The organism is Bradyrhizobium liaoningense (assembly GCF_018130785.1).
Classification (GTDB): Bacteria; Pseudomonadota; Alphaproteobacteria; order Rhizobiales; family Xanthobacteraceae; genus Bradyrhizobium; species Bradyrhizobium liaoningense_A.
Window position 1 is genome coordinate 1 of the sequence record NZ_JAFCJT010000045.1, and the last position, 24,093, is coordinate 24,093.

The following is a 24,093-nucleotide window of genomic DNA, read 5'->3' on the forward strand; positions in this document are numbered from 1 at the left end:
ACCTCCTGAAGGCGATCGACCTTGCCACCGGCGTGCAGACGGCGTCGAATGCCAGCGGCACCGCGACGGTGACGACGACCACCGGCCAGGTTGCCTCGTCGATCAACTCGAGCGGTCAGCTCAAGATCTCGACCGGCGTCAATGCCGACCTCGCGATCACCGGCACCGGCAATGCGCTCTCCGCGTTCGGCCTCGCCGGCAACACCGGCACGGCCTCGGCTTTCACCGCGGCACGCAGCGCCGGTAACGGCGGCATCAACGGCAAGAGCTTGACCTTCACCTCCTTCAACGGTGGTACGGCGGTTGACGTCACCTTCGGCGACGGCACCAACGGCACGGTCAAGACGCTCGATCAGCTGAACACGAAGCTCCAGGCCAACAACCTGTCGGCGACGATCGATGCCAACGGCCTGCTCACCATCACTGCGACCAATGACTACGCGTCTTCGACGCTTGGCTCAGCGGTGGCGGGTGGTGCGATCGGCGGCACGCTGACGAGCGCGCTGACCTTCTCGACCGCTTCCACTCCAATCGCTGACACCGTTGCGCAGACGACCCGCGCAAACCTTGTCAACCAGTACAACAACATCCTGCAGCAGATTGACTCGACTGCGCAGGACTCCTCGTTCAACGGCGTGAACCTCTTGAACGGCGACCAGCTCAAGCTGGTGTTCGACGAGACCGGCAAGTCGAACCTCAGCATCACCGGCGTGACCTACAACTCGAAGGGTCTGGGCCTCGCCGCACTGACGCAAGGGACGGACTTCATCGACAACGCCGCGACCAACAAGGTGCTGACCAACCTGAACACCGCGTCGAGCACGCTGCGTTCGGAAGCCTCGGCACTGGGTTCGAACCTGACGATCGTGCAGGTTCGTCAGGACTTCAACAAGAACCTGATCAACGTGCTGCAGACCGGTTCGTCCAACCTGACGCTGGCCGACACCAACGTCGAAGCGGCGAACAGCCAGGCGCTGTCGACCCGCCAGTCGATCGCGGTCTCCGCGCTGTCGCTCGCCAACCAGTCGCAGCAGAGCGTGCTGCAGCTGCTCCGCTAGTCCGCGGAAGACATCGCAAACAAGACATGACGGCGGGGCTTCGGCCCCGCCGTTTTTTGTTTGGCTGGAGGGGAGGCTTGGATAGCTCGCCCGGCTTTCAAAAAGTAACCAGCGGTTATGGTTAATGGAGCGTAAGCGCGAAAAATCGGCAGTGATTTCAATCCGGTTGCCCGACGATGCCAGCGCCTTGCGGCGGTTTATGGTGAACCGGCGCTTATAGAAGCGAGGTTCGTTTCACCCTTTGTTAGCCATGTCCGCGCAGGCTGTGCGCGTCACTCGATCCGAAGCGATCGAACGAAGACGCGTAAACCAGAAGGGTAAGAGTTATGTCCGGTATTGTTCTCTCTGCGTCGGTTCGTCAGAACCTGCTCTCTCTCCAGTCCACCGCCGACCTCCTCGCCACCACACAGAACCGTCTGTCGACCGGCAAGAGCGTCAATTCGGCCCTGGACAATCCCACCAACTTCTTCACGGCACAGTCGCTCGACAACCGCGCCAGCGACATCAACAACCTGCTCGATGGTATCGCCAACGGCGTGCAGGTGCTGCAGGCTGCCAACACCGGCCTGACCTCGCTGCAGAAGCTGATCGACTCCGCGAAGTCGATCGCCAACCAGGCGCTGCAGACCACCGTCGGATACTCCTCGAAGTCCAGCGTCTCTACTACGATCGCCGGCGCGACCGCAGCCGACCTGCGTGGCACGACGACCTATGCGAGCTCGACTGCGAGCAGCAACGTGCTGTACTCCGGTGCTGCCGGCGGTGCGACCGCTGCGATCTCGACGACCAAGCTCGGCGGCGTCTCGGGCGTCCTGACCGGCGCCGTGACGCAGGACAACGCCGGTACCCCGGCCAACATCACCGGCACCACGCTGATCTACGGTGCGACCGGTGCTCTGACCACGCAGGCCGCCACCAAGTTCGCGGATGGCGACACCTTCACCGTCAATGGGAAGACCGTCACCGTAAAGGCGGCGGCGACACCGGGTGCTACCACGCTCATCGGTGGGACCAGCGGCGTCTTCGGTAACGTCGTCACCGACGGCTCCGGCAACTCGACGGTCTACCTCAATGGCGCGACCACCGTCGACGACTTCGTAAACGCCTTCGATCTCGCCAGCGGCACCCAGACCGCGACGATCACCTCCACCACCGGCGTGGCGGCCTTCGCGCAGACCTCGGGCCAGACCAAGTCGAGCATCGCGAACGGCCAGATCTCGCTGCAGAGCACGACGGGCGCGGATCTCGTGCTGAGCGGCAAGGCCGACGCCCTGGCGGCACTGGGCCTCACGGCTTCGGCTGGTTCGGGCACCGCGACGGTGCAGGCCACTCGCACGACCAGCACGGGTACCCTGTCGTCGCTGCTCCAGACCAACTCGACGCTGAACGTCGACGGCCATGTCATCAGCTTCAAGGATGGCAATGCACCGGCGGCGGCCAACGTTCCGGCTGGCTCCGGCGTGGCAGGCAACATCGTCACCGACGGCAGCGGCAACTCGACCGTCTACCTCGGCGGCGCCACCGTGGCCGACCTCCTGAAGGCGATCGACCTTGCCACCGGTGTGCAGACGGCGTCGAATGCCAGCGGCACCGCGACGGTGACGACGGCCACCGGCCAGATTGCCTCGTCGATCAACTCGAGCGGCCAGCTCAAGCTCTCGACTGGCGTCAATGCCGACCTCGCGATCACCGGCACCGGCAATGCGCTCTCGGCGTTTGGTCTTGCCGGCAACACCGGCAATGCCTCGGCCTTCACCGCGGCGCGCAGTTCAGGCACCGGCGGCATCAACGGCAAGACCCTGACCTTCAGCTCCTTCAACGGCGGCACGGCGGTCAACGTCACGTTCGGCGACGGCACCAACGGCACGGTCAAGACGCTCGATCAGCTCAACTCGCAGCTTCAGGCCAATAACCTGTCCGCGACGATCGACGCCAATGGTCTGCTCACGATTTCCGCCTCGAACGATTACGCGTCCTCGACGCTTGGTTCGACGGTCGCAGGTGGTGCGATCGGCGGCACGCTGACCTCGTCGCTGACATTCACGACGGCCTCCACACCGGTCCAGGACGTTGTGGCCCAGTCGACCCGCGCAAATCTGGTATCGCAGTACAACAACATCCTGAACCAGATCGACACCACCTCGGTCGACTCCTCGTTCAACGGTGTGAACCTCTTGAACGGCGACCAGCTCAAGCTGGTGTTCGACGAGACCGGCAAGTCGAGCCTGAACATCACGGGCGTGACCTACAACTCCAAGGGTCTGGGCCTGGCGTCGCTGACCGTCGGTGTCGACTTCATCGACAACGCCGCGACCAACCGGGTGCTGGCCAACCTGAACTCGGCGTCGAGCACGCTGCGCTCGGAAGCCTCGGCTCTCGGTTCGAACCTCTCGGTCGTGCAGATCCGTCAGGACTTCAACAAGAACCTGATCAACGTGCTGCAGACCGGTTCGTCCAACCTGACCCTGGCCGACACCAACGTCGAAGCGGCCAACAGCCAGGCGCTGTCGACCCGCCAGTCGATCGCGGTCTCCGCGCTCTCGCTGGCCAACACCTCGCAGCAGAGCGTGCTCCAGCTGCTCCGCTAATAAGCGGCTGAAATCGCTAAATAAAATAGAGCGGCGGGGCCATTTGCCCCGCCGCTCTTTTTTGCGTTTGGAGGCGGGCAGGGACGTTCACCGGCTATTAACCCTATCCCTTAAACCGCCGTTAACCATACTTTAAAGGACAGCCCCTAAAACTGGACCAAAGCCCGCTTCCAGACCCGCGCGGCCGATTCGTATCCGGTTCAAGAGGAAGACTCGCCATGTCCAACATCGTTCTCTCGGCGTCAGTTCGCCAGAACCTGTTGTCGCTGCAGTCGACGGCCGACTTGCTGGCCACGACGCAGGAACGGCTGTCGACCGGCAAGAAGGTCAACACGGCACTCGACAATCCCACCAACTTCTTCACCGCGCAGGGGCTGGACAACCGGGCGAGTGACATCAGCAACCTGCTCGACGGCATCAACAACGGTGTGCAGGTGCTGCAGGCGGCCAATACCGGCATCACCTCGCTGCAAAAGCTGATCGACAGCGCGAAATCGATCGCCAACCAGGCGCTGCAGACCACGGTCGGTTACTCCACCAAGTCGAACGTCTCGACGACGATCCCCGGCGCGACGCCGGCCGATCTGCGCGGCACGACCTCCTATGCGAGCGCGACGGCCAACAGCAACGTGCTCTATACCGGTGCGCCCGGCGGCGTGACCCCCGTGACCGCGGCGGCCGCGCTGGGCGCGTCCCTCGGCTCGACCGCCGGCAAGTTGGACGGCGTGCCCGCCAACGCAGCGGACGGTACCACCTTGCTCGGTGGCACCAACACCCTGCTCGGCACGAACCCAGCGACCACGTTCGCAGCGTCACCGGCAGACGGTGACTCGATCACCGTCAACGGCAAGACCGTGACCTTCCGTACAGGCTTGGCGCCCTCGGCGCAGCCGACCGGCTGGGGTCTCGATGCCAGCGGCCATATCGCCACCGATGGCAACGGCAATTCGATCGTCTACATGGGGACGGCCGCCGCGCCGACCGCCACGGTCAACGATGTCCTCAGCGCGATCGACCTGGCAAGCGGCGTCAAGAGCGCAGCAATCAGCGCTGGCGCAGCGACTATTACGGTGAGCGGCACCAGCGGCACGCCACCTGTCGGTACGGCCCAGACCGCATCGTCTATTGCAGCCACCGGCGTCGTGACGCTGAAGAGTTCGACCGGCGCCGATCTGAGCGCGACCGGCAAAGCCGATTTCCTCAATGCTCTTGGACTGACGTCTGCGACCGGCGCGGGTAACGCCAGCGTAAGCGCGAACCGGCAGACCACTGCGGGTTCGCTGGGCAGTCTGGTCCAGGACGGCTCGACGTTGAACATCGACGGCCATACCATCACCTTCAAGAATGCCCAGACCCCGCAGTCCGCGGCCAGCGTGACCTCCGGCGGCGTCAACGGCAATGTGGTCACGGATGGTAACGGCAATTCGACGGTCTATCTTCAGAGCGCGACGCTGACCGATCTGCTCAACTCGATCGACCTCGCCACCGGCGTGAAGACCGCAAGCATCTTCAATGGCGCAGCGACGCTCTCGACTACGTCAGGCCAGATCCCGTCTTCCGTGAACTCCAGCGGTCAGCTGGCGATCTCGACGGGTATCAACGCCGATCTTTCGATCACCGGTACCGGCAACGCTCTCAATGCGTTCGGTCTCAGCGGCAACACTGGAACGGCGACGGCGTTCAGCGCGGCGCGCACCTCCGGTGTTGGCGGCGTCAGCGGCAAGACGCTGACCTTTACCTCCTTCAACGGCGGCACGCCGGTGAACGTCACTTTCGGCGACGGCACCAACGGCACCGTGAAGACGCTGGACCAGCTCAACGCGCAGCTTCAAGCCAACCATCTGACGGCGACGATCGACGCGAACGGCGTGCTCACGGTGACCACCGTCAACGAATACGCCTCGTCGACCCTCGGCTCGACGACCGCGGGCGGCGCAGTCGGCGGCACGCTCACCGGCATCCTGGCCTTCACCACCGCCCAGCCGCCGGTCCAGGATCCCGTCGCGCAGACCGCGCGCTCCAACCTGGTCAACCAGTTCAACAACATCCTGGCGCAGATCGATACGACCTCGCAGGACTCCTCCTTCAACGGCGTCAACCTGCTCAACGGCGACACGCTGAAGCTCGTCTTCAACGAAACCGGCAGCTCGACGCTCGGCATCAACGGCGTGGTGTTCAACGCAGCCGGCCTCGGCCTGTCCAACCTCGTCAACGGCGTTGACTTCATCGACAACGGCGCCACCAACAAGGTGCTGGCGAGCCTCAACGCTGCCTCGAGCACGCTGCGCTCGGAAGGCTCCGCGCTCGGTTCGAACCTCTCGATCGTGCAGGTGCGTCAGGACTTCTCGAAGAACCTGATCAACGTGCTGCAGACCGGCTCGTCCAACCTGACGCTCGCTGACACCAACGAGGAAGCGGCCAACAGCCAGGCGCTGTCGACCCGTCAATCGATCGCGGTTTCCGCGTTGTCGCTGGCCAACCAGTCGCAGCAGAGCGTGCTTCAGTTGCTCCGCTAATTGCGCCGCGCAAGATCGCAATACGAGATATCGCGGCGGGGCTGAAGCTCCGCCGTTCTTTTTACGGAGATCGCTAAGGCAGGATTAGCCGAGATTGATGCGCATCATGCGAGCCGTGTTTACAGCGTGCATGTACGCATTTAGCTTTGCACGAAGGACTCTCGGACCCGTAATAATCCGGAGTGCTTCCAAGCGCACACGTAAGCAAATCTTAAGCGGTGCTGCCTAGGGTTGGGAAAGAAATCCTTAAGCGCGTTCAACGGGCTAGGTAACTTCCAGGGTGTGATTGATGTCGAATTCCGCTGCCTCGGCTTACGCGCGTGTTGCAACGACCACCGCATCTCCTCGCGACGTCGAGGCGCAGACCCTGCTGAAGGCCGCCAACAAGCTCCAGGACGCGATCAACAACGCCGACCCGTTCAGCGAGCAGACCACGCAGGCGCTGATGTTCAACCGCAAGCTCTGGACGATCTTCCTGAGCGAGGCGATGCGCGACAACAATCCGCAGCCGCTCGACGTCCGGCAGAAGATCGCCAACATCAGCGTCTTCGTGCTGAGCCAGACCGCGGCGCTCCAGATGAGCCCGCAGTTCGATCACTTCCGCCCGCTGATCGAGATCAACCGGAATATTGCCGCCGGTCTGTCCGGCCGTCCGTGAGACGTGGATGCAGTCGGCCATGACCGACCGCTCGAGCATCCCGCCGAACGCTTGCGAAGTTTACGCTGACCGATAGATCGAGAACGCCGCCACCGATCTCGCGACCGGTTCGACTTGTCCTGATATCGCCGTCGCCACGCTCTGCCTGACGATCAGGCGCTGAGGTCCGTATTAAGCGGACGCGAGGGTTGGGACTTCAGATCTTCCGCATGGAAATAGGCCCGCCGGCGCAGCATCGCTTCGTCGGGGAACTGGTTGACCACCGCGTCGGTCTTGTCGTTGACCACCTGAAAGACGAAAGACGCCGCCGCCTGGTCGAACACGACCTGACGCGAGATATTCTCGTTGTTCGGCAAATCATTGCGCACGGCCGCGCTGGTATCGCTCGCGGCGACCGTCTGGCTCACCGGCAAATCAGTTTGCACGGCCTCGTTCGCCGCCGCATTGGACGTCGTCACGATCTGCGCGGGGGCCGGTATCCCCACCGGCCTGATGCTGAAATCTGTACTCATGGCAGCCTCCTGGTTGCCTCACGTGAGTCAAATCCCAACCCCTCTCAATACGCAACCATGGACCACCAGGATTGAAGACCCGGTAAGCAAACGTGACTAACCGCGCGACGATATCGTCGCGCGGTTTTTCGTAAAATTGTAGCTGGTTTTCGCGCGCGCTCAGAGCGAGCGGCTGACCGCGAGCGGGGTGATGTGGCGCGGGCCTGGAGCCGCGCGGCGTCCCGCCGCCGTATAGGTGTTCGGGACGTTGCGCTTCTGGATCTCGGCGTTGACGCCGCGCACCACGCTCTCGGAGACCGCGTGTGCGGTCGCGAGCACGGTGAGATTGACCTGGAGCATCGCGCGGAACGCATCGTGGTGCCGATGCAGCGTCGAGAGCAGTTCGGGCGCGGATTTCGCGAGCTGGGCCTGGTTCGCCTTCAACTCGCTGACGGCGCCGACATAGTTTCGCGACAGCTCCTGCTTCTTGCTCTCGAGGGCCACCGCCTCGCGGACCTTGCCGGCACGAACGAGCTCGGTCTCACGCTCGATCAGTCCGAGCAGGGCGTTCATCGCATCCATCAGCTGTTCGGCGACCTTGCGCGCCTCGGCGTTGCCGGGTGCGGTGTTCGGGCGCTGCGCTTGCATCGGCTGACGTGAGGCGTTGAAGTGGTTCATCTCGATTGACCTTATGCCGTGCGGATCGTTTTCGCCTGCTGCATGATCAGGGTGCGGTAGACTTCTGTGGCGACGCCGACGCCGCCGGCCTTGGCGAAGTTCTTGGAATATTGCTCGGTCAGCATCGAGCGCCACACGCCGGTGCCCGGGGTGTCGCCGAACGGACCTTCGCCCTTCAGGCCCGAGGTCATCTGCGAGAACATGCTGTTGAGGAACATCGCCTCGAAATCGGTGGCGGTCTTCTGCGCCTTGGCCTGCTGCTGCGGCGAGACCTTCTGCAACGCGGCGGCGAGCTCGAAGTCGGGCCGGCCGTTGCGGCTCTCCACCGAGAAGGCCGAGGAGGTGACGACGTGCGGGGTGTTGATCATGCTGGTCTGCATCACATCACCTCGATGTCGGCTTCGATCGCGCCGGCGGCCTTGATCGCCTGGAGGATGCTGATGAGGTCGCGCGGGCCGATGCCGAGGCCGTTGAGGCCGTCGACGAGCTGCTGAAGCGAGACGCCGTCCTTGACGACGGCGAACTTCTTGCCGTCTTCCGTGACGCTGACGCCGGTGCGCGGCGTGACCACGGTGCGCCCCCGTGACAGCGGGTTGGGCTGGCTGACCTGCGGGCTCTCGGAGATGGTGACGGTGAGATTGCCTTGCGCCACCGCGACGGTGGCGACGCGGACGTCGCGGCCCATCACGATGATGCCGCTGCGTTCGTCGATGACGATCTTGGCCGCGAGATCAGGATCGACCTGGAGCTGCTCGATCTCGGTGAGAAAGGCGACGACATTGCCCTTGAATTCCGGCGGGATCGAAAGCTGCACCGTCGAGGGATCGATCGGTTCGGCGGTCTTGACGCCGAGATAGTCGTTGATCGCGGCCGCGATCCGCTTGGCCGTGGTGAAGTCGGCGTTGCGCAGCGCGAGCCGCACGTTCGGCAGCCGATTGAGCGCGAACTCGATCTCGCGCTCGATGATGGCGCCGTTGGCGATGCGGCCGACGGTCGGAACGCCGCGCACGATTTTCGCCGCTTCGCCCTCGGCCTGGAAACCGGAGATCGCGAGCGAGCCCTGTCCGACCGCGTAGACATTGCCGTCGGCGCCGAGCAGCGGCGTGACCAGCAGCGTGCCGCCGCGCAGATCCTTGGCGTCGCCGAGCGCGGAGACGGTGACGTCCATGCGCGTGCCCTGGGTGGCGAAGGCCGGCAGATTGCCGGTCACCATCACGGCGGCGACGTTGCCGGTGCGGATGGTGGCGCCGCGGATGTTGACGCCCATGCGCTCGAGCATCGCTTGCAGCGACTGCTTGGTGAAGGGGATGTTGTTGAGCGTGTCGCCGGTGCCGTTGAGGCCGACGACGAGGCCATAGCCGATGAGCTGGTTCTGCCGCACGCCCTCGATATTGGCGAGGTCCTTGATGCGCGATGTGGCACTTGCAGACGTGACCGAGAGCGCCAGCGCTGACAGCGCGGCGCAGGCCACCCCAACAATCCTCACCCAACGAACGCCTGGCATCCTCTGCTCCCCGAGGCTCCTCAAATCGCGGACCATCCACGACACTCCCATGACGAGCTGGCCCGACGCTTTCCTTGCGAGTGCTGTGCCAACGCGGGGCAGCGGGGTTACGCGATTGAATAGGTTGAATAAATCTGTTTCCACCGGCGTCAGGGAGCGTTCTCCCTGGGGAGCGAAACTGCCGCCTGTCGGCAGATTTTGCCGGGCTGTTTACGCGCCGTTAACCATAAGACGGCGAAGGTGACGCCATCGATCACCCGGATTGCTGCGATGCGCATCTACGGACCGAACGGCACCACGCTTGGAACGCCGGCCAGCCAGGCCAGGCGGACGAGCTCCGGCACCTTCGTCCTGCCCGACACCTCGTCGGCGCAGGAGACGCGCAGTGCTGCCGCGCCGAAGGCCACCGCCAACATCGACGGGCTGCTCGCACTGCAAGGTATCGAGGAAGATCCGGTCGAGCGCCGCAAGCGCTCCGTCGCCCGCGGCAGGACCGCGCTGGACGTGCTCGACGATCTCAAGATGGGACTTCTGTCCGGCAATCTCGACGCGTCGACCGTGATGCGGCTGCGTGATGCCGCGGCGAATCTGAAATCGTCCTCGGGCGATCCCGGCCTCGATTCCGTGCTGTCCGAGATCGAGCTGCGCGTCGAGGTCGAACTCGCCAAGGCCGGGCAGGCGTAGCGCCTTACGCCGCTTCATCCTTCTGCTGCGCGTCGTAGCGGCGCTGGGCGGCGAGCACGTCTTTCAGGTTCTCCTCGGCCCAGTCGCGCAGGGGATCGACGGCGGCGGCGAGCGTCACGCCAAGCTGCGTGATCGAATATTCCACCGTCACCGGCACGGTTGCGATGGCGTGACGCTTGATCAGGCCGTCGCGCTCAAGTGACTTGAGAACCTGGCTCAACATCTTCTGCGAAATGCCTTCAATCGTGCGTCGCAACTGATTGAAGCGCATCGGTTCCTCGCGCAGCAGCAACAGGATCAGCACCGCCCATTTGTCGCCGACGCGATCGAGGATCTGGCGCGTGGGGCAGTTCGCTGCATAGACGTCTGGCTTCATCGTCGGGTCCTCATGATCCGTTTAGCTTGCTGGCTCACGCGCCGTACGGGTACCGGTTACTCTTGCGTAATCAGGTAAGCACAAAGTGCTCTCTTAACACCAGCATCCTTTGCGATATCTAGTCTCTGTTAGTTACTAGAGAAGCAAAGGAGTCCTTCCATGAAGATCGCAGTCGCCGGCGCCTCGGGCCGGGCCGGGTCGGAGATCACCAAGGAACTGTCGCGCCGCGGCCACGCGGTCACGGCGATCGCCCGGAACCCCGAGAAGATCGCGGCCCTGCCGAACGTCACGCCCACCAAGGGGGACGTGCTCGACCAGGCCGGCCTCGCCCAGCTGTGGGCCGGACACGACGTCGCCGTGAGTTCCGTACACTTCCTGGCCAGCGACCCGCTCAAGCTGATCGGTGCGGCAAAGGACTCCAAGGTGGGCCGCTACCTCGTCGTCGGCGGAGCCGGCAGCCTGGAAGTCGCTCCGGGCGTCAAACTGGTCACAACCCCCGGTTTTCCGGCGCAATACAAGGCTGAGGCAGAGAAGGGCGGGGTCTTCCTCGACCTGCTGCGGCAGGAAAAGGATCTGAACTGGACCTTTATCTCGCCGTCCGCCCTGTTCGTCGAGGGGGAACGGACCGGCAAGTTCCGGCTCGGGGCCGATCAGCTTCTCGCAGATGCGAGCGGGAAAAGCTGGATCACCTTTGCCGACTACGCCATTGCGCTTGCCGACGAGATCGAGCGGCCGGCCCATCTGAGGCAGCGTTTCACGGTCGGCTACTAGGCCCTCGACCGCCCCCGGATTCTTGCGGATAAACCTTCCTGTGCAAGGGTTTGGGGGCGGTAACCGAGGGATTAAGGAAATATTGTCTGTCACAGGAGGCCGCTATATAAGGCCCCGCTCAACGGACCCCATTCCGTTGCGAGTCGTTGTTTAGACAGATAGGCCGCCCTTGGAAAAGTTGAAAAACTACCGACCGACCGAAAAAGAGCCTTTCATGAACGACCGGCAGAAGGAGTACTTCCGTTTGAAGCTCCTCGCCTGGAAGGATGAGATCCTCAAAGAGTCCAAGCTCACCCTGCAAGCCTTGCAGGAGGAGAATGTGAACCATCCCGATCTCGCCGATCGGGCATCGTCCGAAACCGACCGCGCCATCGAACTCCGCGCCCGCGACCGCCAGCGCAAGTTGATCGCCAAGATCGACGCCGCGCTCCAGCGTATCGAGGACAACACCTACGGCTATTGCGAGGACACCGGCGAGCCGATCTCTTTGAAGCGGCTCGAAGCCCGGCCCATCGCGACGCTCTCGGTGGAAGCGCAGGAGCGCCACGAGAAACGCGAGAAGGTCTACCGCGACGAATAGAGTCCGAGCCGCAGCGATGCGGCTCTTTGTTTTTGGACGCAAGGCGCCGTTTCGCGCCGCGATCGGCATTGTGCCTGTCGCCTGCCGCCGCGCCCCTCGGCGCGCGCGAGCGCAATCGCGAAAAGTGAATCGCGATCAATGGGCTAGTCTCAATTCCTCCAAGCTCACGCAAGTTCGGATGAGAAACGGCCTTCACTTCAGGCGTGGGAGATTTTGCGAGTCGCATCAACGAGATCGACTTGGCTGTTGAAGCGCTGATCGAGTTGCATCAGGCATCGCTGCAATCAGGCCTCCTACGACGCCGCAAGGCGCGCATCCCCATAAAGCTTGGACCAGTTCAATATTTCCTTAAACGCCGGCAACAGGCCGTAGGCTGCATCCGTCAGCTCGTACTCCACCCGCAGCGGCTTCTCCGCGAAGGCGGTCCGCGATACCAGGCCGTCCTGCTCGAGCTCACGCAGTTGCGTGGTCAGCATGTGCTGGGTGATGCCGCCGATCGCGCGCCGCAATGCGCCGAAACGAACCGCGCCGTTCATCAGCGCGAACAGGATCTCCAGCTTCCACTTGCCGCCGAGCGCATGGATGGCCCGCTTGAACTCGGCGAGCAGGGCAGGGTCGGGGCTGCAATCGCAGTCGCCGTCGCAAACGCTGGTCAGGTTTTCCATACCGGTCTCGAAATCCATTCTACTTGTTCCCCGGAAGATAGTGACCAGATGCGGCCTTGAGCAGGGCGGCGGAACCAATTCGTCGACTCGCGCAACGAGGGGAACTCGGCAATGAGCACTGTTCTGGTCACCGGCGGCTCGGGCTTCGTCGGCATCCATGTCGTCCTGCAACTGATGGCGGCGGGCCATGACGTGCGGACGACGGTGCGTCGGCCTGATCGGCGGGACGATGTGCTGGCGATGTTGCGCGAGGGCGGGGCGGTTTCGCCTGAAAGCCTGTCCTTTTTTACCGCCGATCTCACCGCGGACGACGGCTGGCACGAGGCCGTCGCCGGCTGTGATTACGTGCTCCATGTTGCCTCACCCCCTGTCGACCAGTGTTCCCAAGGACGAGAACGAGATGATCATCCCGGCCCGCGACGGCACGCTGCGGGTGCTGCGTGCCGCACGCGAGGCCGGGGTCAGGCGCGTCGTCATCACCTCGTCGCTGGGCGCGATCGGTTACGGTCATCCGCCGCGCGAAACACCGTTCGACGAGACCGACTGGACCAATCTCGACGGTGCCGACGTGCAGGCCTACATCAAATCCAAGACCTTGGCCGAGCGGGCGGCCTGGGATTTCATCGCGCGCGAGGGCGGGGGACTCGAATTGTCGGTCGTCAATCCCGCCGGCATTTTTGGCCCCGTGCTGGGGCCGGACTTCTCCAGCTCGATCGAGATCGTCAAATCGCTGCTCGACGGCGCCATGCCGGCGGTGCCGCGGGTCTATTTCGGCGTGGTCGACGTGCGCGACGTGGCCGATTTGCACGTGCGCGCGATGACGGCGCCCGAAGCGAAAGGCGAGCGCTTCATCGCGGTCTCCGGCGAGACAATGTCGATCCTCGATATCGGCAGGGTGCTGCGGCGGGAACTGGGCCCGCGGGCGCGCCGGGTTCCGCTGTTCCAGGCCCCGGACTGGCTGGTGCGGCTGGCCGCGAACCGGATTCCCCTGCTGCGCGCGGTCGTGCCGATGCTCGGAAAGGTTCGGCATTCCACCAGTGCCAAGGCGAGGTCGCTGCTCGGCTGGCAGGCCCGTTCCAACGACGCGGCAATCCTCTCTACGGCCGAGAGCCTGATCCGGCTCAGCCTCGTCAAGGGCTGAGGGCGCCCTTGAGGCGCCCTCGAGGCGCCCTTGGGCCGTCCTTTGGCCCGCGCTTGTCACGCCCCGGCGGGGATGCTGAAGTGCCGATCTCAATTGCGTAGCGTGGGAGCCGGCGCCGATGGACAAGATTCTCAAAGCCGCAAAGGCGATTGCGCTCGCGCGCCGTAACCGGGCGCCGCTCGCGGCCCTGGACCATCCGCCCGCCGACGAGGCCGAGGGCTATCAGGTCCAGCGCGCGCTGCACGATCTCCTGCTGCCGCAAGTCGGGCCGCTCGTTGGCTACAAGATCGGCTGCACCAGTCAGGTGATGCAGGACTATATCGGGATCCCGCATCCCTGCGGCGGCCGCGTGTTCCAGAAGGGCGTGCACGAGAGCGGGGCCAAGCTCGCGGCTGCCGACTATGTCCGTGTCGGTGTCGAGTGCGAGATCGCGGTGCGATTGAAGCGCGACCTCGCCGCCGGCGAGGCGCCGTTCACGGCCGAATGGGTCGGCGAGGCGGTCGACGCCTATCATCCCGCGATCGAGATCGTCGACGACCGCTATGTGAAGTGGGAAACGATGGGCGCGCCGACGTTGATCGCCGACGACTTCTTCGCCGCAGGCTGCGTGCTGGGTGAGGCGGTGCCGCGCTCGTCGGTGCCGGATCTGAAGGCGGTCAAAGGCCGCGCCATCGTCAACGGCGAAGAGGTCAGCCATGGCACCGGCGCCGACGTGCTTGGCCATCCCCACAACGCGCTCGCCTGGCTCGCCAACCACCTCGCCGCCGAAGGCAAGGGGTTGCATGCGGGACAGTTGGTTCTGACCGGCAGCCTGGTGAAGACGCTGTGGCTGAAGGCCGGCGACAAGGTGCGGATGGAACTGGACGGGCTGGGGACGGTCGAGGCGGAGTTTACGTGAGGCTGCTACGGCATTCCCCGCCGTCAGTCGTCCCAATCGCCTTTACACAATACATGCGGCCTCCGGCAGGGGAGCTACCGGAGGCCGCGTAGTACATCGTCGTTCGCGCCTAGGTTCGCGAACACGATGTGGGAGCTCGGGAGAGGCTTAGAAGGGCAGCAGCACGTCCATGACTTGCTGGCCGTAGCGCGGCTGCTGCACGTCCATGATCTGGCCGCGGCCGCCATAGGCGATGCGGGCCTGCGCGATCTTGGAGGAATCGATGGTGTTGTCGCTCTGGATGTCTTCGGGGCGGACGATGCCGGCGACGATGAGTTCGCGGATCTCGTAGTTGACGCGGATCTCCTGCTTGCCCTCGACCACGAGGTTGCCGTTCGGCAGCACCTGGGTGACGACGGCCGCGACGTTGGTCTGCAGGGCCTCCGTGCGATTGACCGAGCCCTTGCCGTCGGCGGAGGATGTCGAGTCGGTGGTGAGAAGGCGACCGGGCAGGATCTTGAGCGGCTGCGTGACCGTCTGGCTGCCGATGAAATCGGTAATACCCGAATCTTCCTTGGCGGTGCGGCTGCGCTGGGTCTCGTTGGCGATGTTGGCCTTGTCGGTGATGTTCACGGTCACGGTCAGGAGGTCGCCGACATGGGTCGCGCGCTGGTCCTTGAAGAAGGCGCGGCTGCCGTTGCGCCACAACGAGTTCGGATTGTAGGAGGCGACTTCCGGCTTCGGCATCGGCATCTGCACCGGCTTGTAGCCGGGCTGCGTCGTCGGATTGTCGATCGCCGACAATTTCGGTTGCTCGCCGATCTGGGAGAGGCGGTCGATCGAGGAGCAGCCGCCCAGCGCGCAACTGGCGAGCAGCAGGGCAGAGATCGCAATACGACGAAGACGGGAAGCCGAACTGAACAAGGACATGACTTACTCTGACTTGGCTGGAGCTTGCGACGCGCGAGTTTGCGGGATCTGGGCTTGGGCGACCTGGGCCGGTGACGCCGGGGCCTGGACCAGGCTCCGGACGATGGCTGCGGTGTCGACGGGGGCGGGCGCTTCGTCGCGCTTGAGCGAGGAGGTCTGCTCGACCGCAGGCGCCATTGGCGCGGACTGGCTGGCGCCCTGGATCGTCACCTGGCCGCGGCCGGTGACAACGCCCGCCAGCGTGCGCTTGGTCTGGAGATTGAGCACGCTCACGGTGTCGCCCTCGGCGCCGCTCTCGAGCGCCTTGCCGCGCGTGGTGAGGTAGATCCCGGGGACCTGGTAGATGACGGTGACGCTCTGGTCGCGCTGAACGAAGTCGGGCTTGATGATGTCGGCGACTCGGATCGGCGTGCCCGCCCGCATCGGCCGGCGGAGCTGCATGCCGATGGTGCGGTCGCGCGAGGCGGGCTCGCCGCTGACCTCGGCCTTCGGCCTGCGCTCCAGCGTGATGTCGGAGGACTTGAGGAGATCGGCGCGGTCGATGTCGCGTGTCAGCACGGCCACTTCCACCGTCTCGATGGCGGTGCCGGTAAAGCGCAGCTTGGTCGGCGTCGGATTGTTGTCGTTGTTGATTTCGAAAGCGATATCGAAACGGCGGCTGCGGGCGTCATAGCGGGTTGCGACGGGCTGAAGCGCGCCGGTGTTGGAGGCATCGAGCCGCATGTCGGCGACGCCGCGGTCGAACGTGACGGCGATGTTGGCGGCTTCCCCAAGGCCGAAGCGGCGCTCGAGCGCCGAGGCCACCGCGGTTTCGAGGTCCTTGTTGGCGAGCGTGCGGGCGAGGCGGGTGACCGACACTTCCTTGATGTCGCCGGTCATCACGCCAATCACCTGTTTTGCCCGCAGTACCGACAGCACTTGCGTGACCGGCAGCGCGCCGGTGGTGCCGAGATCGGGCGAGCGGTAGACCGGGATCAGCGCGGCCGATCCGGCATTGTCGATGAGATCGCCGACCCGCACCACGTCCGAGGTGACGGTGACGCTCGCGCGCAGCGTCGGCGTTGCGATGAAATCGTCGGCGGCCTCTGCCGGCAGCGCCAGCGCGAGCAGGGCGGAGATCGTGGCAAGGGTGGTGCGGATCATCGTCATCACCTCAGCGGAACAGCGCCGTGGTCGATTGCATCATCTGGTCGGCGGCGCTGATGACCTTGGCGTTCATCTCGTAGGCGCGCTGCGCGGCGATCAGGTCGCTCATCTCCGAGACGACGTCGACATTGGCCTGTTCCAGGCTGCCCTGCGTGATCTTGCCGTAGCCTTCGGAGTTCGCGGTGCCGTCCTGCGGTGCGCCGGACGACGGGGTCTCGGTGAACTGGTTGCTGCCGACCGGCTGGAGGCCCGCCTTGTTGATGAAGCGGGTCACGCCGATCTGGCCAACGATCGAGGAGGTCGACGAGCCCGGCAGTGTCACCGAGACCTGGCCCTGCTCGCTCACCGTGATGCCGGAAGCGTTGTTCGGGATGGTGATGGTCGGCTGTACCGGGTTGCCCTGCGCGGTGACGACGCGGCCCTGATTGTCCATCTGGAAGGTGCCGTCGCGGGTGTACTGGTAGGTGCCGTCGGGCATCAGGATCTTGAAGAAGCCTTCGCCGGACATCGCGAGGTCGAGATCGTTGCCGGTCTGCGACAGCGTGCCCTGCGTCATGCTGCGCGGCGTGCCGACGGTCTTGACGCCGCCGCCGATGTCGACGCCGACAGGTACGATGGTGCCCTGGTCCGAGGCCTGCGCGCCGACGCGGCGGACGTGCTCGTAGATCAGGTCCTGGAACGCCGCGGTCTGCTTCTTGAAACCGGTGGTGCGCAGGTTGGCGATGTTGTTGGAGATGACCTGGACGTTGAGTTCCTGGGCCGCCATTCCGGTCGCAGCGGTGTGGAGCGCTTGCATGTCAGTGATCCCCTAATCAGGCCGGAACGTCGGCGAGCTTCTCGATCGCCGATTTGTGGAGGTCGCTCTGCTGCTGGAGCAGGTTGGCGATGGCGGTGTAGCTGCGCATGACTTCGACCATGCGGCTCATCTCGCCGACCGAGTTCACGTTGGACTTCTCGATGTAGCCCTGGCGCACGGTCGACTTGGTGTCGGCCTGCAGGGTCGCCGAGCCGACGTCGTAGAGGTTGGCGCCGAGCTTGGTCAGTTTCGCCGGATCGTCGAACGAAGCCATGCGGATCTTGCCGCGGATCGAGTCGGTCTTGGCGGTGCCCTCGAGCACCGTGACGGTGCCGTCCGGCGCGACGTTGATGTCGTGGTCGGTCGGCTGGAAGGTGATCGGGCCACCGGTGCCGAGCACGAGGTTGCCGTCGGAGTTGACGAGCTGGCCGGTGCTGTTGAGCGAGAATTTGCCGTCGCGGGTGTAGCGTTCGCCGCCATTGGCCTGCACCGCGAAGAACGCGTTGCCGTCGATCGCCATGTCGAGCGGGTTGTTGGTCGGCTCCATCGGCCCCTGGCCGACGTCGCGGAAGGTGCCGCGGTCCTGCACATAGGAGACCCGGCGGTCGGACGCGATGAAATTGTCCTCACGCGCGTTCGAGTTGAGAAACTCCTCGAACAGCGAATGGTCGGCCTTGAAGCCGTTGGTGTTGGCATTGGCGACATTGTTGGCGATGACATCCATCTGCCGTTCCAACGTCATCTGCCGCGACAAGCCGATCAGAAGCGCGTTCTGCATCGGAAATCTCCCCTGAGTGAGCCTGCCACCTCGCTCTCCCAAGCGCCTTGGCGGACCCGTGAACGAGATCGTCAGGTTCTCCCAAACCCTCCGGTCTCGGCCCTCTCTCAGCGAAAGCCGTGCCAACTCAGAAAGATACTTAATTTCAATGGCTTGTCGATTTTTGAAGGGCGCGGGGAGGCGGCAGAAAGGTTCTGTTAGCCATGTTTGCCCGGCAGATTTTTCCTAGTGAAGGCCCAATCGAAAGATTCCGTTAACCATTATTACCGTAGCGTTTGCGTGTAAGAGGAGCGCACTGCGCTGGGGCATTTGTATCGCGTCACTGTCTGCCAGGAGGCTTCGCTCTTTCGACCCCTTATGAGATGAGCGAGCCTTTCGACCATGGCAGACAATGAAGCGGAAGGCGGCGCAGCCGCCGAAGGCGCGGAAGCCGCTCCGCCGAAGAACAAGCTCAAGCTCATCATCATGGCCGTCGGCCTGCTCGCCGTCCTCGGCGGCGGTGCCGCGACCTGGTTCTTCTTCTTCCGTCATGGCGACGACGAGCATCACGCCGAGGCGGCGCCGCCGCCGAAGCCGCCGGCCTTCGTCGACGTGCCCGACATCATGGTCAACCTCGCCGGCGCGCCCGGCGAGCGCGTGCAATATCTGAAGCTCAAGATCGTGCTGGAGCTGAAGGAAGAGAAGCAGATCGAGGCGATCAAGCCGACGATGCCGCGCATCACCGACATCTTCCAGACCTATGTGCGCGAGCTGCGCTCCTCCGACCTCAACGGGTCCGCCGGCGTCTTCCGCCTCAAGGAAGAGCTGACCAAGCGCGTCAATGCGGCGGTTTCCCCGATCCAGGTCAGCGCGGTGCTGTTCAAGGAAGTCGTGATCCAGTGAGCATGATGGTCTAGGGATCATGGCGGGCAACGAACAAGTCGACCAGGATGCAATTGCCGCCCAATGGGAGGCCTCGCTTGATTCCGAGGATCCCGCGGAGGCCGCGAAGGCTGCTGCCGAAAACGAACTATCCGAGACCATGGCCCTGCAATGGGCGGCCATGGTCGAGGACGGCAGCCGCGATCTCGGCGCCGGCAAGAATTCCGGCGAGCGGGTGCTGTCGCAGGAGGAGATCGACAACCTCCTCGGCTTCACGGTCGGCGACGTCACGCTCGACGACCATTCCGGCATTCGCGCCATCATCGATTCGGCGATGGTCTCCTACGAGCGTCTGCCGATGCTCGAAATCGTCTTCGACCGCCTGGTGCGGTTGCTGACGACCTCCTTGCGCAATTTCACCTCCGACAACGTCGAAGTCTCGCTCGACCGCATCACCTCGGTGCGTTTTGGCGACTACATGAACTCGATCCCGCTGCCGGCCGTGCTCTCGGTGTTCAAGGCCGAGGAGTGGGAAAACTTCGGCATGGCGGTGGTCGATTCCAGCCTGATCTATTCGATGATCGACGTGCTGCTCGGCGGTCGCCGCGGCGCGAGCCAGCTCCGCATCGAGGGCCGGCCCTACACCACGATCGAGACCGAGCTGGTCAAGCGGCTGGTCGAGGTGGTGCTGGCCGACGCCGAGCAGGCGTTCCGGCCGCTGTCGCCGGTGACCTTCACGATCGACCGGCTCGAGACCAATCCGCGCTTCGCCGCGATCAGCCGCCCCGCCAACGCCGCGATCCTGGTGCGCCTGCGCATCGACATGGAAGATCGCGGGGGCAATATCGAGCTGCTGCTGCCTTATGCGACCATCGAGCCGATCCGGGGCGTCCTGCTCCAGATGTTCATGGGCGAGAAATTCGGCCGCGACACGATCTGGGAGGGCCATTTCGCCACCGAGATCAACCAGGCCGAGATCGCGGTCGATGCCGTGCTCTACGAGGCCGAAATCCCGCTCAAGCAGCTGATGCGGCTCAAGGTCGGCGACACCCTGCCGCTCGACATGCGTGCGGATGCCAACGTGACCGTGCGTTGCGGCGACGTCACCCTGACCGAGGGGCGGATGGGCCGGGTCGGCGACCGGGTCGCGATTCGTGTGACGAAACCCCTGCGCAAGCCAAGTACGACACTTGCGATGTTCGAGAAGGTGGACGAGCAGAACAAGATGATGGAGGCCCCATGAACCACTCCCTGGGAATGGCAATCGAGACGCTGGTGGCTATCCTGCTGATGCTGACGATCGTCTACTGCGTCATGCTCAACAAGCGGCTGACGCGGCTGAAGGCGGACGAGCACTCGCTGAAGGCGGTCATCGGCGAGCTGATCACCGCCACCGAGATCGCCGAGCGGGCGATCGGCGGGCTGAAGCTTGCGGTGCGCGACGTCAACGAGAACCTCGGCAGTCAGCTTGCGGCGGCGACGCAGATGTCCGACCAGCTCTACAAGCAGCTCGGCGAAGCCGACAATGTGGTGCGGCGCCTGTCCAAGATCGCGATCGCCGCGCGCCCCGTGGCGAGCCCGGAAACGGCCGCAGTGCCCGCGGCCAAGCCCTCATCGGCGAAGGCGGTGGCGGCTGCGGCCGAAGCCTTCTCCGAGCGCCGACGATCCAACGGCCTTGCGGCATAAAGTCAGGGTATGAAATCCTTTCGTAACATCCGCGTCATTCCGGTCGTCCTGGTCGCCGTCGCAGGGCTCGCCACGCTCAAGGTCGCGGGCCTCGTGATCAATGGCGGCTATGTCTTCGACTACCAGCCGAACCAGATCAAGAAATCCTGGGCGCAGGAGAACCTGAACTTCCCGACCGGCCGCGAGGACCCCGACATCACGGGCTCGACCCACGGCGCGCCGAAGGAGGCGCCGAAGCCCGCCGCGCCCGAGACCAAGCCCGAGGGTACCGTGGTCAAGGTGGAAGAGGCCCAGCCGCAAATCTCGGCCTCCGAGCGCGCGATCCTGGAACGCCTGCAGGCGCGCCGCCAGGAGATCGAGTCCCGCCAGCGCGAGATCGATATCCGCGAAAGCCTGCTCAAGTCGGCCGAGAAGCGCATCGAGAACAAGGTCGAGGAGATGAAGGCGGTGGAATCCCGCATCTCCGCGACCCAGGCCGAGCAGAAGGCCGCCGAGGCCCAGCGGATGAAGGGCCTCGTGACCATGTATGAGAGCATGAAGCCCAAGGACGCCGCACGGGTGTTCGACCGGCTCGAGATGGGCGTGCTGATCGAGATCGCCTCGCAGATCGCGCCGCGAAAGATGTCGGACATCATGGGAGTGATGTCGCCGGAGGCCGCCGAGCGGCTGACGGTCGAGATGGCCCGCCGGGCCAATGGCGGCGGCGATCAATCGGCCTCGGCCGGCGATCTCCCCAAGATCGACGGCAAGCCGACGCAAAAGCCGAATTGAGGGCTCCGGACGCGTGGCGCGCTCCGGCAGCCTGCGCGCAATCGCGCGGTCGTTCGATCTGTACGCGGCTAGACGCCTTGCGTGTCTAGTTCGCGAACCGCTGTTGAACCCTGCGACCTGTCGAGTTCGGCGGCTTCTCGACGGGAAGGAGGGTCTCGCAGTGCTGCCTGATCAGCGCAGCCTCCGTCGAGCGAGTCACGAGATGCAGGGTGCTGTGGCAGCAGGTGCACTCGTATTCCTTTAGGGTATAGCCTCGCGCGATTGGAAAGACGGCTACGACCGTTCTTGCCCGGCTACATACAATGCAGTTGGCTTCTCCGCTCATTGATTGCTCCCCCAATAAGTTGACCAATCGAATTCGCATCGCAATGTTCACATCTGATTCAGAGTCGTCGATGGACCGCAACACCCCTGAGGTTGTTGTGCGCCTGTTCGGCAACCAAGTACGCAGATCGAACGCGCGGGGTGGGTGCCGCGAGCTTGCGCCTTTGCCGCAGGAGCGCGTCGGCTCGCGTTGCGGATGCAGCTGAAGCAAGCGGCATCTTCTGAGGCTGCGATGAGTTGACGCGTGCAACTGTGAACTGGAGTACAGTGGTGCTGGAGAGTTCGTCCTAGGCTCCCGCCATCCGCAATCAGCCACGCTGGCGGAAGCCATGAATTACTCGTCCGTAGCAGAACGCGCGATCGAAGCCGTCAATCGGCTGCTCATCGCGGCAATGACGTTCGCCTGGACATCCGCGCTTGACCATCAGCATGCATTGCCGCCGCAAGAAGAGGATAGCGACACTGACGATGCCTGTCCCGAGCGGGAGAGCTCCTCCACGTCGGATTGCACGGGAAAACGACACTGAAGAGACAGTCGCCCGGCGGACATCACACGATCAGATCATGCGGCACGTGGGCGTGAGCTGAGCCGGCCCCGTGAGCCGGATCAATATGCGGCGGGAACGGTTCAGGCATCGGCGCTGCCCTGGATCCGTGGACGACGCCAGCATGTTCGTGATGACCGGACGGGTCCGAAGGATCGTCCAATCCTGTGCTGAACTCTGAACGGTGGCCATGCCAAGCGCCATCCTTGGTGGCGTAGGGTTCGAACGCCGCGTGCCAGGGCACAATGTCACCCGAACCGTCAGAGCCGTGCTGCTTGAAATGAAATGAGTCCCCGAGGTGAACCGAAGCATCTCGAGGGAGGCCGTTCTCGGCTATCGAGTCCCCATGATGATGCTCGAGCAAGTGATTTTCGTGGTGTGATGTCTCGATCGAACCTGGGCCGGAATCGATGCTCGGGTCGATCGTGGACGGTGTGACCGGGCCGCTGTCCTCGGCGGCCACGCTCTCTCGAGCGGGCGCGATCTCCTTGCCGCTGTCGAACGGTGTCGGCTTGTCGAATACGAACCTATCTTCCGCGGCTGCTGTGTGATGAAGATGAAGCTGGCTGACGGGCGGCGCGTGGCTCGCCGCGGAGGCCACGTTCTCGCCGCTGGACGCGTCCGATCGCGTGTTCGTATCGTCGGGCTGAACGAACTGGGTGTGCCTGGCCAGGACAATCCGGTCGCAATCGGCATCGAACCTGCACCCGCTCGCCTTCGCGGCTTGCCCGGGCGCGGATTCGTCGATCAGGGCGGCTCGCTCATGGACGATTTCGCCTGATGAGGAGCTGGTCGCCGTCGTCGGGCTATCGGTCGCGCCCTTGTCCGCGCCCGGTTCCAGATTGGCCGGCTCGGCTGCCATCGCATGACCCGACGTTTCAGGCGCGAGCATGAAATCTGACGCCTGAACGGTGGAGAAGCCGTCGAGATGGACTTCCACCAGACCGGAATCGCCGATGCTCAGGCTTTGATCCGTCGCATTGACGTAAACGATGGTTTGGTTTGCCGAGCTGTCGTAGAGCCAGGCGATCGTATGTGCGGGCACCGTCGTGCTGGAGGGCTCGAGTGCCAGAACGGAGAGGGTGAGCGCGCCGAGCGCTGTCAGGTCGATCCGCTCAGAGTCTGCCTTGAAACCAGAGGTGATATCAGGGCGCGCGGCACTGGAATCGGGCGTCGAGGCAAAGACGAAATGATCGTCTCTGGAGCCGCCGGCAGGAAGGGTCTGTTCGTGCCCGTCGTAACAGGTGTCGCAACCGCCGTTTGTGCCGATCTTGCCATCATTCGGACTTTCGCCGGAGACACCGATGCCGTCAGGGTTCGCGTCATGAGTGCTCGCAGCCACCGTCGGACCGGCGGCAAAAGCTCCCGCGGCCGCATTGTCTTCGGGGAGCGCGGCGGCGTGGGGCGGATCGGCGGCATCGAGCGCTGCCGCGTGGCCGAAATGGTCGCGATCGTCCGCGCCGTGGATTGTGATGGTTATGGTCTGTTCCGTCCCATCGATGGAGGTCACCGTGAAGGTGTCGGTCAATGTCTCGCAGGAAGAAAGCGCCTGCACGGCACAGTTGGCGGTGTCGAGTGCGTAGGTCCACACACCGGCGGCGGTCATCGTGAAGGTGCCGTAGCCGCCCGCGCTCGGTGTCGCCGAACAGACCGGTGTGAATGTGTTGGG

General features: G+C 64.1%; 24 protein-coding genes and 1 pseudogene. 14 read left to right on the forward strand and 11 right to left on the reverse strand.

The annotated features are described in order from the left end of the window. The 4 genes from JQ627_RS38275 to flaF all read left to right on the forward strand — a co-directional run. On the forward strand, positions 1–1,058 hold a 1,058-nt coding region (locus JQ627_RS38275; RefSeq protein ID WP_212489492.1), incomplete at its 5' end, for a DUF1522 domain-containing protein. 326 nt (positions 1,059–1,384) lie between these two features. Further along, positions 1,385–3,646, forward strand: a complete 2,262-nt coding sequence (locus tag JQ627_RS38280; RefSeq protein ID WP_212489493.1) for a DUF1522 domain-containing protein — start codon at positions 1,385–1,387, stop codon at positions 3,644–3,646. Between the two features lie 218 nt (positions 3,647–3,864). Further along, positions 3,865–6,162, forward strand: a complete 2,298-nt coding sequence (locus JQ627_RS38285) for a DUF1522 domain-containing protein (RefSeq protein WP_212489494.1) — start codon at positions 3,865–3,867, stop codon at positions 6,160–6,162. Between the two features lie 289 nt (positions 6,163–6,451). Further along, a complete protein-coding gene (gene flaF, locus JQ627_RS38290; RefSeq protein ID WP_212489495.1) occupies positions 6,452–6,820 on the forward strand; it encodes a flagellar biosynthesis regulator FlaF in 369 nt (122 codons plus the stop codon). Positions 6,821–6,972: 152 nt separating this feature from the next. Here flaF and JQ627_RS38295 read toward each other — a convergent pair whose 3' ends face one another. The 4 genes from JQ627_RS38295 to JQ627_RS38310 all read right to left on the reverse strand — a co-directional run bounded on the left by JQ627_RS38295 (position 6,973) and on the right by JQ627_RS38310 (position 9,493). After that, positions 6,973–7,332: a hypothetical protein gene (locus tag JQ627_RS38295; RefSeq protein WP_212489496.1), complete on the reverse strand. Its 360-nt coding sequence runs from the start codon at positions 7,330–7,332 to the stop codon at positions 6,973–6,975. Positions 7,333–7,491: 159 nt separating this feature from the next. Further along, positions 7,492–7,989, reverse strand: coding sequence for a hypothetical protein (locus JQ627_RS38300; protein ID WP_212489497.1), 498 nt, complete (start codon positions 7,987–7,989; stop codon positions 7,492–7,494). A gap of 11 nt (positions 7,990–8,000) precedes the next feature. Beyond that, a complete protein-coding gene (flgJ, locus tag JQ627_RS38305) occupies positions 8,001–8,369 on the reverse strand; it encodes a flagellar assembly peptidoglycan hydrolase FlgJ (protein ID WP_212489498.1) in 369 nt (122 codons plus the stop codon). Then, a complete protein-coding gene (locus JQ627_RS38310) occupies positions 8,369–9,493 on the reverse strand; it encodes a flagellar basal body P-ring protein FlgI (protein WP_135214582.1) in 1,125 nt (374 codons plus the stop codon). Before JQ627_RS38310 ends, flgJ begins: the two co-directional genes overlap by 1 nt. Before the next feature lie 270 nt (positions 9,494–9,763). Between JQ627_RS38310 and JQ627_RS38315 the strand changes: the two genes are divergently transcribed. Continuing rightward, on the forward strand, positions 9,764–10,177 hold the full coding sequence (locus JQ627_RS38315; RefSeq protein ID WP_212489512.1) for a flagellar assembly protein FliX: 414 nt from the start codon (positions 9,764–9,766) through the stop codon (positions 10,175–10,177). A 4-nt stretch (positions 10,178–10,181) separates the two neighbouring features. Here JQ627_RS38315 and JQ627_RS38320 read toward each other — a convergent pair whose 3' ends face one another. Continuing rightward, positions 10,182–10,553 carry a helix-turn-helix domain-containing protein gene (locus JQ627_RS38320; RefSeq protein WP_212489499.1) on the reverse strand — a complete coding sequence of 124 codons (372 nt, stop codon included), beginning with the start codon at positions 10,551–10,553 and terminating at the stop codon, positions 10,182–10,184. Between the two features lie 159 nt (positions 10,554–10,712). Between JQ627_RS38320 and JQ627_RS38325 the strand changes: the two genes are divergently transcribed. Together JQ627_RS38325 and dksA are read left to right on the forward strand one after the other, a co-directional pair. Further along, positions 10,713–11,324, forward strand: coding sequence for an NAD(P)-dependent oxidoreductase (locus JQ627_RS38325; protein ID WP_212489500.1), 612 nt, complete (start codon positions 10,713–10,715; stop codon positions 11,322–11,324). 214 nt (positions 11,325–11,538) lie between these two features. Beyond that, on the forward strand, positions 11,539–11,904 hold the full coding sequence (gene dksA / locus JQ627_RS38330) for an RNA polymerase-binding protein DksA (RefSeq protein WP_008554760.1): 366 nt from the start codon (positions 11,539–11,541) through the stop codon (positions 11,902–11,904). Between the two features lie 293 nt (positions 11,905–12,197). Here the strand turns inward: dksA and JQ627_RS38335 are convergent, their stop codons facing one another. Further along, positions 12,198–12,587, reverse strand: a complete 390-nt coding sequence (locus tag JQ627_RS38335) for a helix-turn-helix domain-containing protein (RefSeq protein ID WP_212489501.1) — start codon at positions 12,585–12,587, stop codon at positions 12,198–12,200. Positions 12,588–12,680: 93 nt separating this feature from the next. Here JQ627_RS38335 and JQ627_RS38340 point away from each other — a divergent pair. After that, positions 12,681–13,710 (forward strand): annotated as a pseudogene (locus JQ627_RS38340) (SDR family oxidoreductase). 118 nt (positions 13,711–13,828) lie between these two features. Further along, positions 13,829–14,608, forward strand: coding sequence for a 2-keto-4-pentenoate hydratase (locus tag JQ627_RS38345; RefSeq protein WP_212489502.1), 780 nt, complete (start codon positions 13,829–13,831; stop codon positions 14,606–14,608). A gap of 147 nt (positions 14,609–14,755) precedes the next feature. Here JQ627_RS38345 and flgH read toward each other — a convergent pair whose 3' ends face one another. The 4 genes from flgH to flgF are packed head-to-tail and all read right to left on the reverse strand — an operon-like array spanning position 14,756 to position 18,237. Continuing rightward, positions 14,756–15,517: a flagellar basal body L-ring protein FlgH gene (gene flgH, locus JQ627_RS38350; RefSeq protein WP_212489503.1), complete on the reverse strand. Its 762-nt coding sequence runs from the start codon at positions 15,515–15,517 to the stop codon at positions 14,756–14,758. Positions 15,518–15,520: 3 nt separating this feature from the next. Further along, positions 15,521–16,660, reverse strand: coding sequence for a flagellar basal body P-ring formation chaperone FlgA (flgA, locus tag JQ627_RS38355; protein WP_212489504.1), 1,140 nt, complete (start codon positions 16,658–16,660; stop codon positions 15,521–15,523). 10 nt (positions 16,661–16,670) lie between these two features. Beyond that, complete coding sequence (gene flgG / locus JQ627_RS38360) at positions 16,671–17,459, reverse strand: flagellar basal-body rod protein FlgG (RefSeq protein WP_212489505.1); 789 nt, start codon at positions 17,457–17,459, stop codon at positions 16,671–16,673. Between the two features lie 16 nt (positions 17,460–17,475). Then, complete coding sequence (flgF, locus tag JQ627_RS38365) at positions 17,476–18,237, reverse strand: flagellar basal-body rod protein FlgF (protein ID WP_212489506.1); 762 nt, start codon at positions 18,235–18,237, stop codon at positions 17,476–17,478. A gap of 381 nt (positions 18,238–18,618) precedes the next feature. Here flgF and fliL point away from each other — a divergent pair, with 381 nt between their 5' ends. From fliL to JQ627_RS38390, 5 genes are all read left to right on the forward strand, one after another. Beyond that, entirely contained in the window at positions 18,619–19,119 is a 501-nt protein-coding gene (gene fliL, locus JQ627_RS38370) for a flagellar basal body-associated protein FliL (protein WP_085405903.1), read from the forward strand. A gap of 19 nt (positions 19,120–19,138) precedes the next feature. Beyond that, on the forward strand, positions 19,139–20,341 hold the full coding sequence (fliM, locus tag JQ627_RS38375) for a flagellar motor switch protein FliM (RefSeq protein WP_212489507.1): 1,203 nt from the start codon (positions 19,139–19,141) through the stop codon (positions 20,339–20,341). Continuing rightward, positions 20,338–20,784 carry a DUF6468 domain-containing protein gene (locus JQ627_RS38380; protein ID WP_212489508.1) on the forward strand — a complete coding sequence of 149 codons (447 nt, stop codon included), beginning with the start codon at positions 20,338–20,340 and terminating at the stop codon, positions 20,782–20,784. Before fliM ends, JQ627_RS38380 begins: the two co-directional genes overlap by 4 nt. Positions 20,785–20,793: 9 nt before the next feature. Next, positions 20,794–21,555: a MotE family protein gene (locus JQ627_RS38385; RefSeq protein WP_212489509.1), complete on the forward strand. Its 762-nt coding sequence runs from the start codon at positions 20,794–20,796 to the stop codon at positions 21,553–21,555. Positions 21,556–22,208: 653 nt separating this feature from the next. Continuing rightward, positions 22,209–22,406 carry a hypothetical protein gene (locus JQ627_RS38390; RefSeq protein WP_212489510.1) on the forward strand — a complete coding sequence of 66 codons (198 nt, stop codon included), beginning with the start codon at positions 22,209–22,211 and terminating at the stop codon, positions 22,404–22,406. A 22-nt stretch (positions 22,407–22,428) separates the two neighbouring features. Here JQ627_RS38390 and JQ627_RS38395 read toward each other — a convergent pair. Continuing rightward, a partial coding sequence (locus JQ627_RS38395) for a VCBS domain-containing protein (RefSeq protein ID WP_212489511.1) occupies positions 22,429–24,093 on the reverse strand: 1,665 nt, incomplete at its 5' end.

Bases quoted from the DNA above. Each gene is read 5' to 3' on its own strand.
- JQ627_RS38280 (WP_212489493.1), top strand. From the start codon at position 1,385: ATGTCCGGTATTGTTCTCTCTGCGTCGGTTCGTCAGAACCTGCTCTCT.
- flgJ (WP_212489498.1), bottom strand. From the start codon at position 8,369: ATGCAGACCAGCATGATCAACACCCCGCACGTCGTCACCTCCTCGGCC.
- fliM (WP_212489507.1), top strand. From the start codon at position 19,139: ATGGCGGGCAACGAACAAGTCGACCAGGATGCAATTGCCGCCCAATGG.
- JQ627_RS38310 (WP_135214582.1), bottom strand. From the start codon at position 9,493: ATGCCAGGCGTTCGTTGGGTGAGGATTGTTGGGGTGGCCTGCGCCGCG.
- flgG (WP_212489505.1), bottom strand. From the start codon at position 17,459: ATGCAAGCGCTCCACACCGCTGCGACCGGAATGGCGGCCCAGGAACTC.
- JQ627_RS38295 (WP_212489496.1), bottom strand. From the start codon at position 7,332: ATGAGTACAGATTTCAGCATCAGGCCGGTGGGGATACCGGCCCCCGCG.
- fliL (WP_085405903.1), top strand. From the start codon at position 18,619: ATGGCAGACAATGAAGCGGAAGGCGGCGCAGCCGCCGAAGGCGCGGAA.
- JQ627_RS38285 (WP_212489494.1), top strand. From the start codon at position 3,865: ATGTCCAACATCGTTCTCTCGGCGTCAGTTCGCCAGAACCTGTTGTCG.
- JQ627_RS38385 (WP_212489509.1), top strand. From the start codon at position 20,794: ATGAAATCCTTTCGTAACATCCGCGTCATTCCGGTCGTCCTGGTCGCC.
- JQ627_RS38315 (WP_212489512.1), top strand. From the start codon at position 9,764: ATGCGCATCTACGGACCGAACGGCACCACGCTTGGAACGCCGGCCAGC.
- JQ627_RS38320 (WP_212489499.1), bottom strand. From the start codon at position 10,553: ATGAAGCCAGACGTCTATGCAGCGAACTGCCCCACGCGCCAGATCCTC.
- JQ627_RS38300 (WP_212489497.1), bottom strand. From the start codon at position 7,989: ATGAACCACTTCAACGCCTCACGTCAGCCGATGCAAGCGCAGCGCCCG.
- JQ627_RS38390 (WP_212489510.1), top strand. From the start codon at position 22,209: ATGAATTACTCGTCCGTAGCAGAACGCGCGATCGAAGCCGTCAATCGG.
- JQ627_RS38325 (WP_212489500.1), top strand. From the start codon at position 10,713: ATGAAGATCGCAGTCGCCGGCGCCTCGGGCCGGGCCGGGTCGGAGATC.
- flgF (WP_212489506.1), bottom strand. From the start codon at position 18,237: ATGCAGAACGCGCTTCTGATCGGCTTGTCGCGGCAGATGACGTTGGAA.
- JQ627_RS38335 (WP_212489501.1), bottom strand. From the start codon at position 12,587: ATGGATTTCGAGACCGGTATGGAAAACCTGACCAGCGTTTGCGACGGC.
- dksA (WP_008554760.1), top strand. From the start codon at position 11,539: ATGAACGACCGGCAGAAGGAGTACTTCCGTTTGAAGCTCCTCGCCTGG.
- flgA (WP_212489504.1), bottom strand. From the start codon at position 16,660: ATGATCCGCACCACCCTTGCCACGATCTCCGCCCTGCTCGCGCTGGCG.
- flaF (WP_212489495.1), top strand. From the start codon at position 6,452: ATGTCGAATTCCGCTGCCTCGGCTTACGCGCGTGTTGCAACGACCACC.
- JQ627_RS38345 (WP_212489502.1), top strand. From the start codon at position 13,829: ATGGACAAGATTCTCAAAGCCGCAAAGGCGATTGCGCTCGCGCGCCGT.
- JQ627_RS38380 (WP_212489508.1), top strand. From the start codon at position 20,338: ATGAACCACTCCCTGGGAATGGCAATCGAGACGCTGGTGGCTATCCTG.
- flgH (WP_212489503.1), bottom strand. From the start codon at position 15,517: ATGTCCTTGTTCAGTTCGGCTTCCCGTCTTCGTCGTATTGCGATCTCT.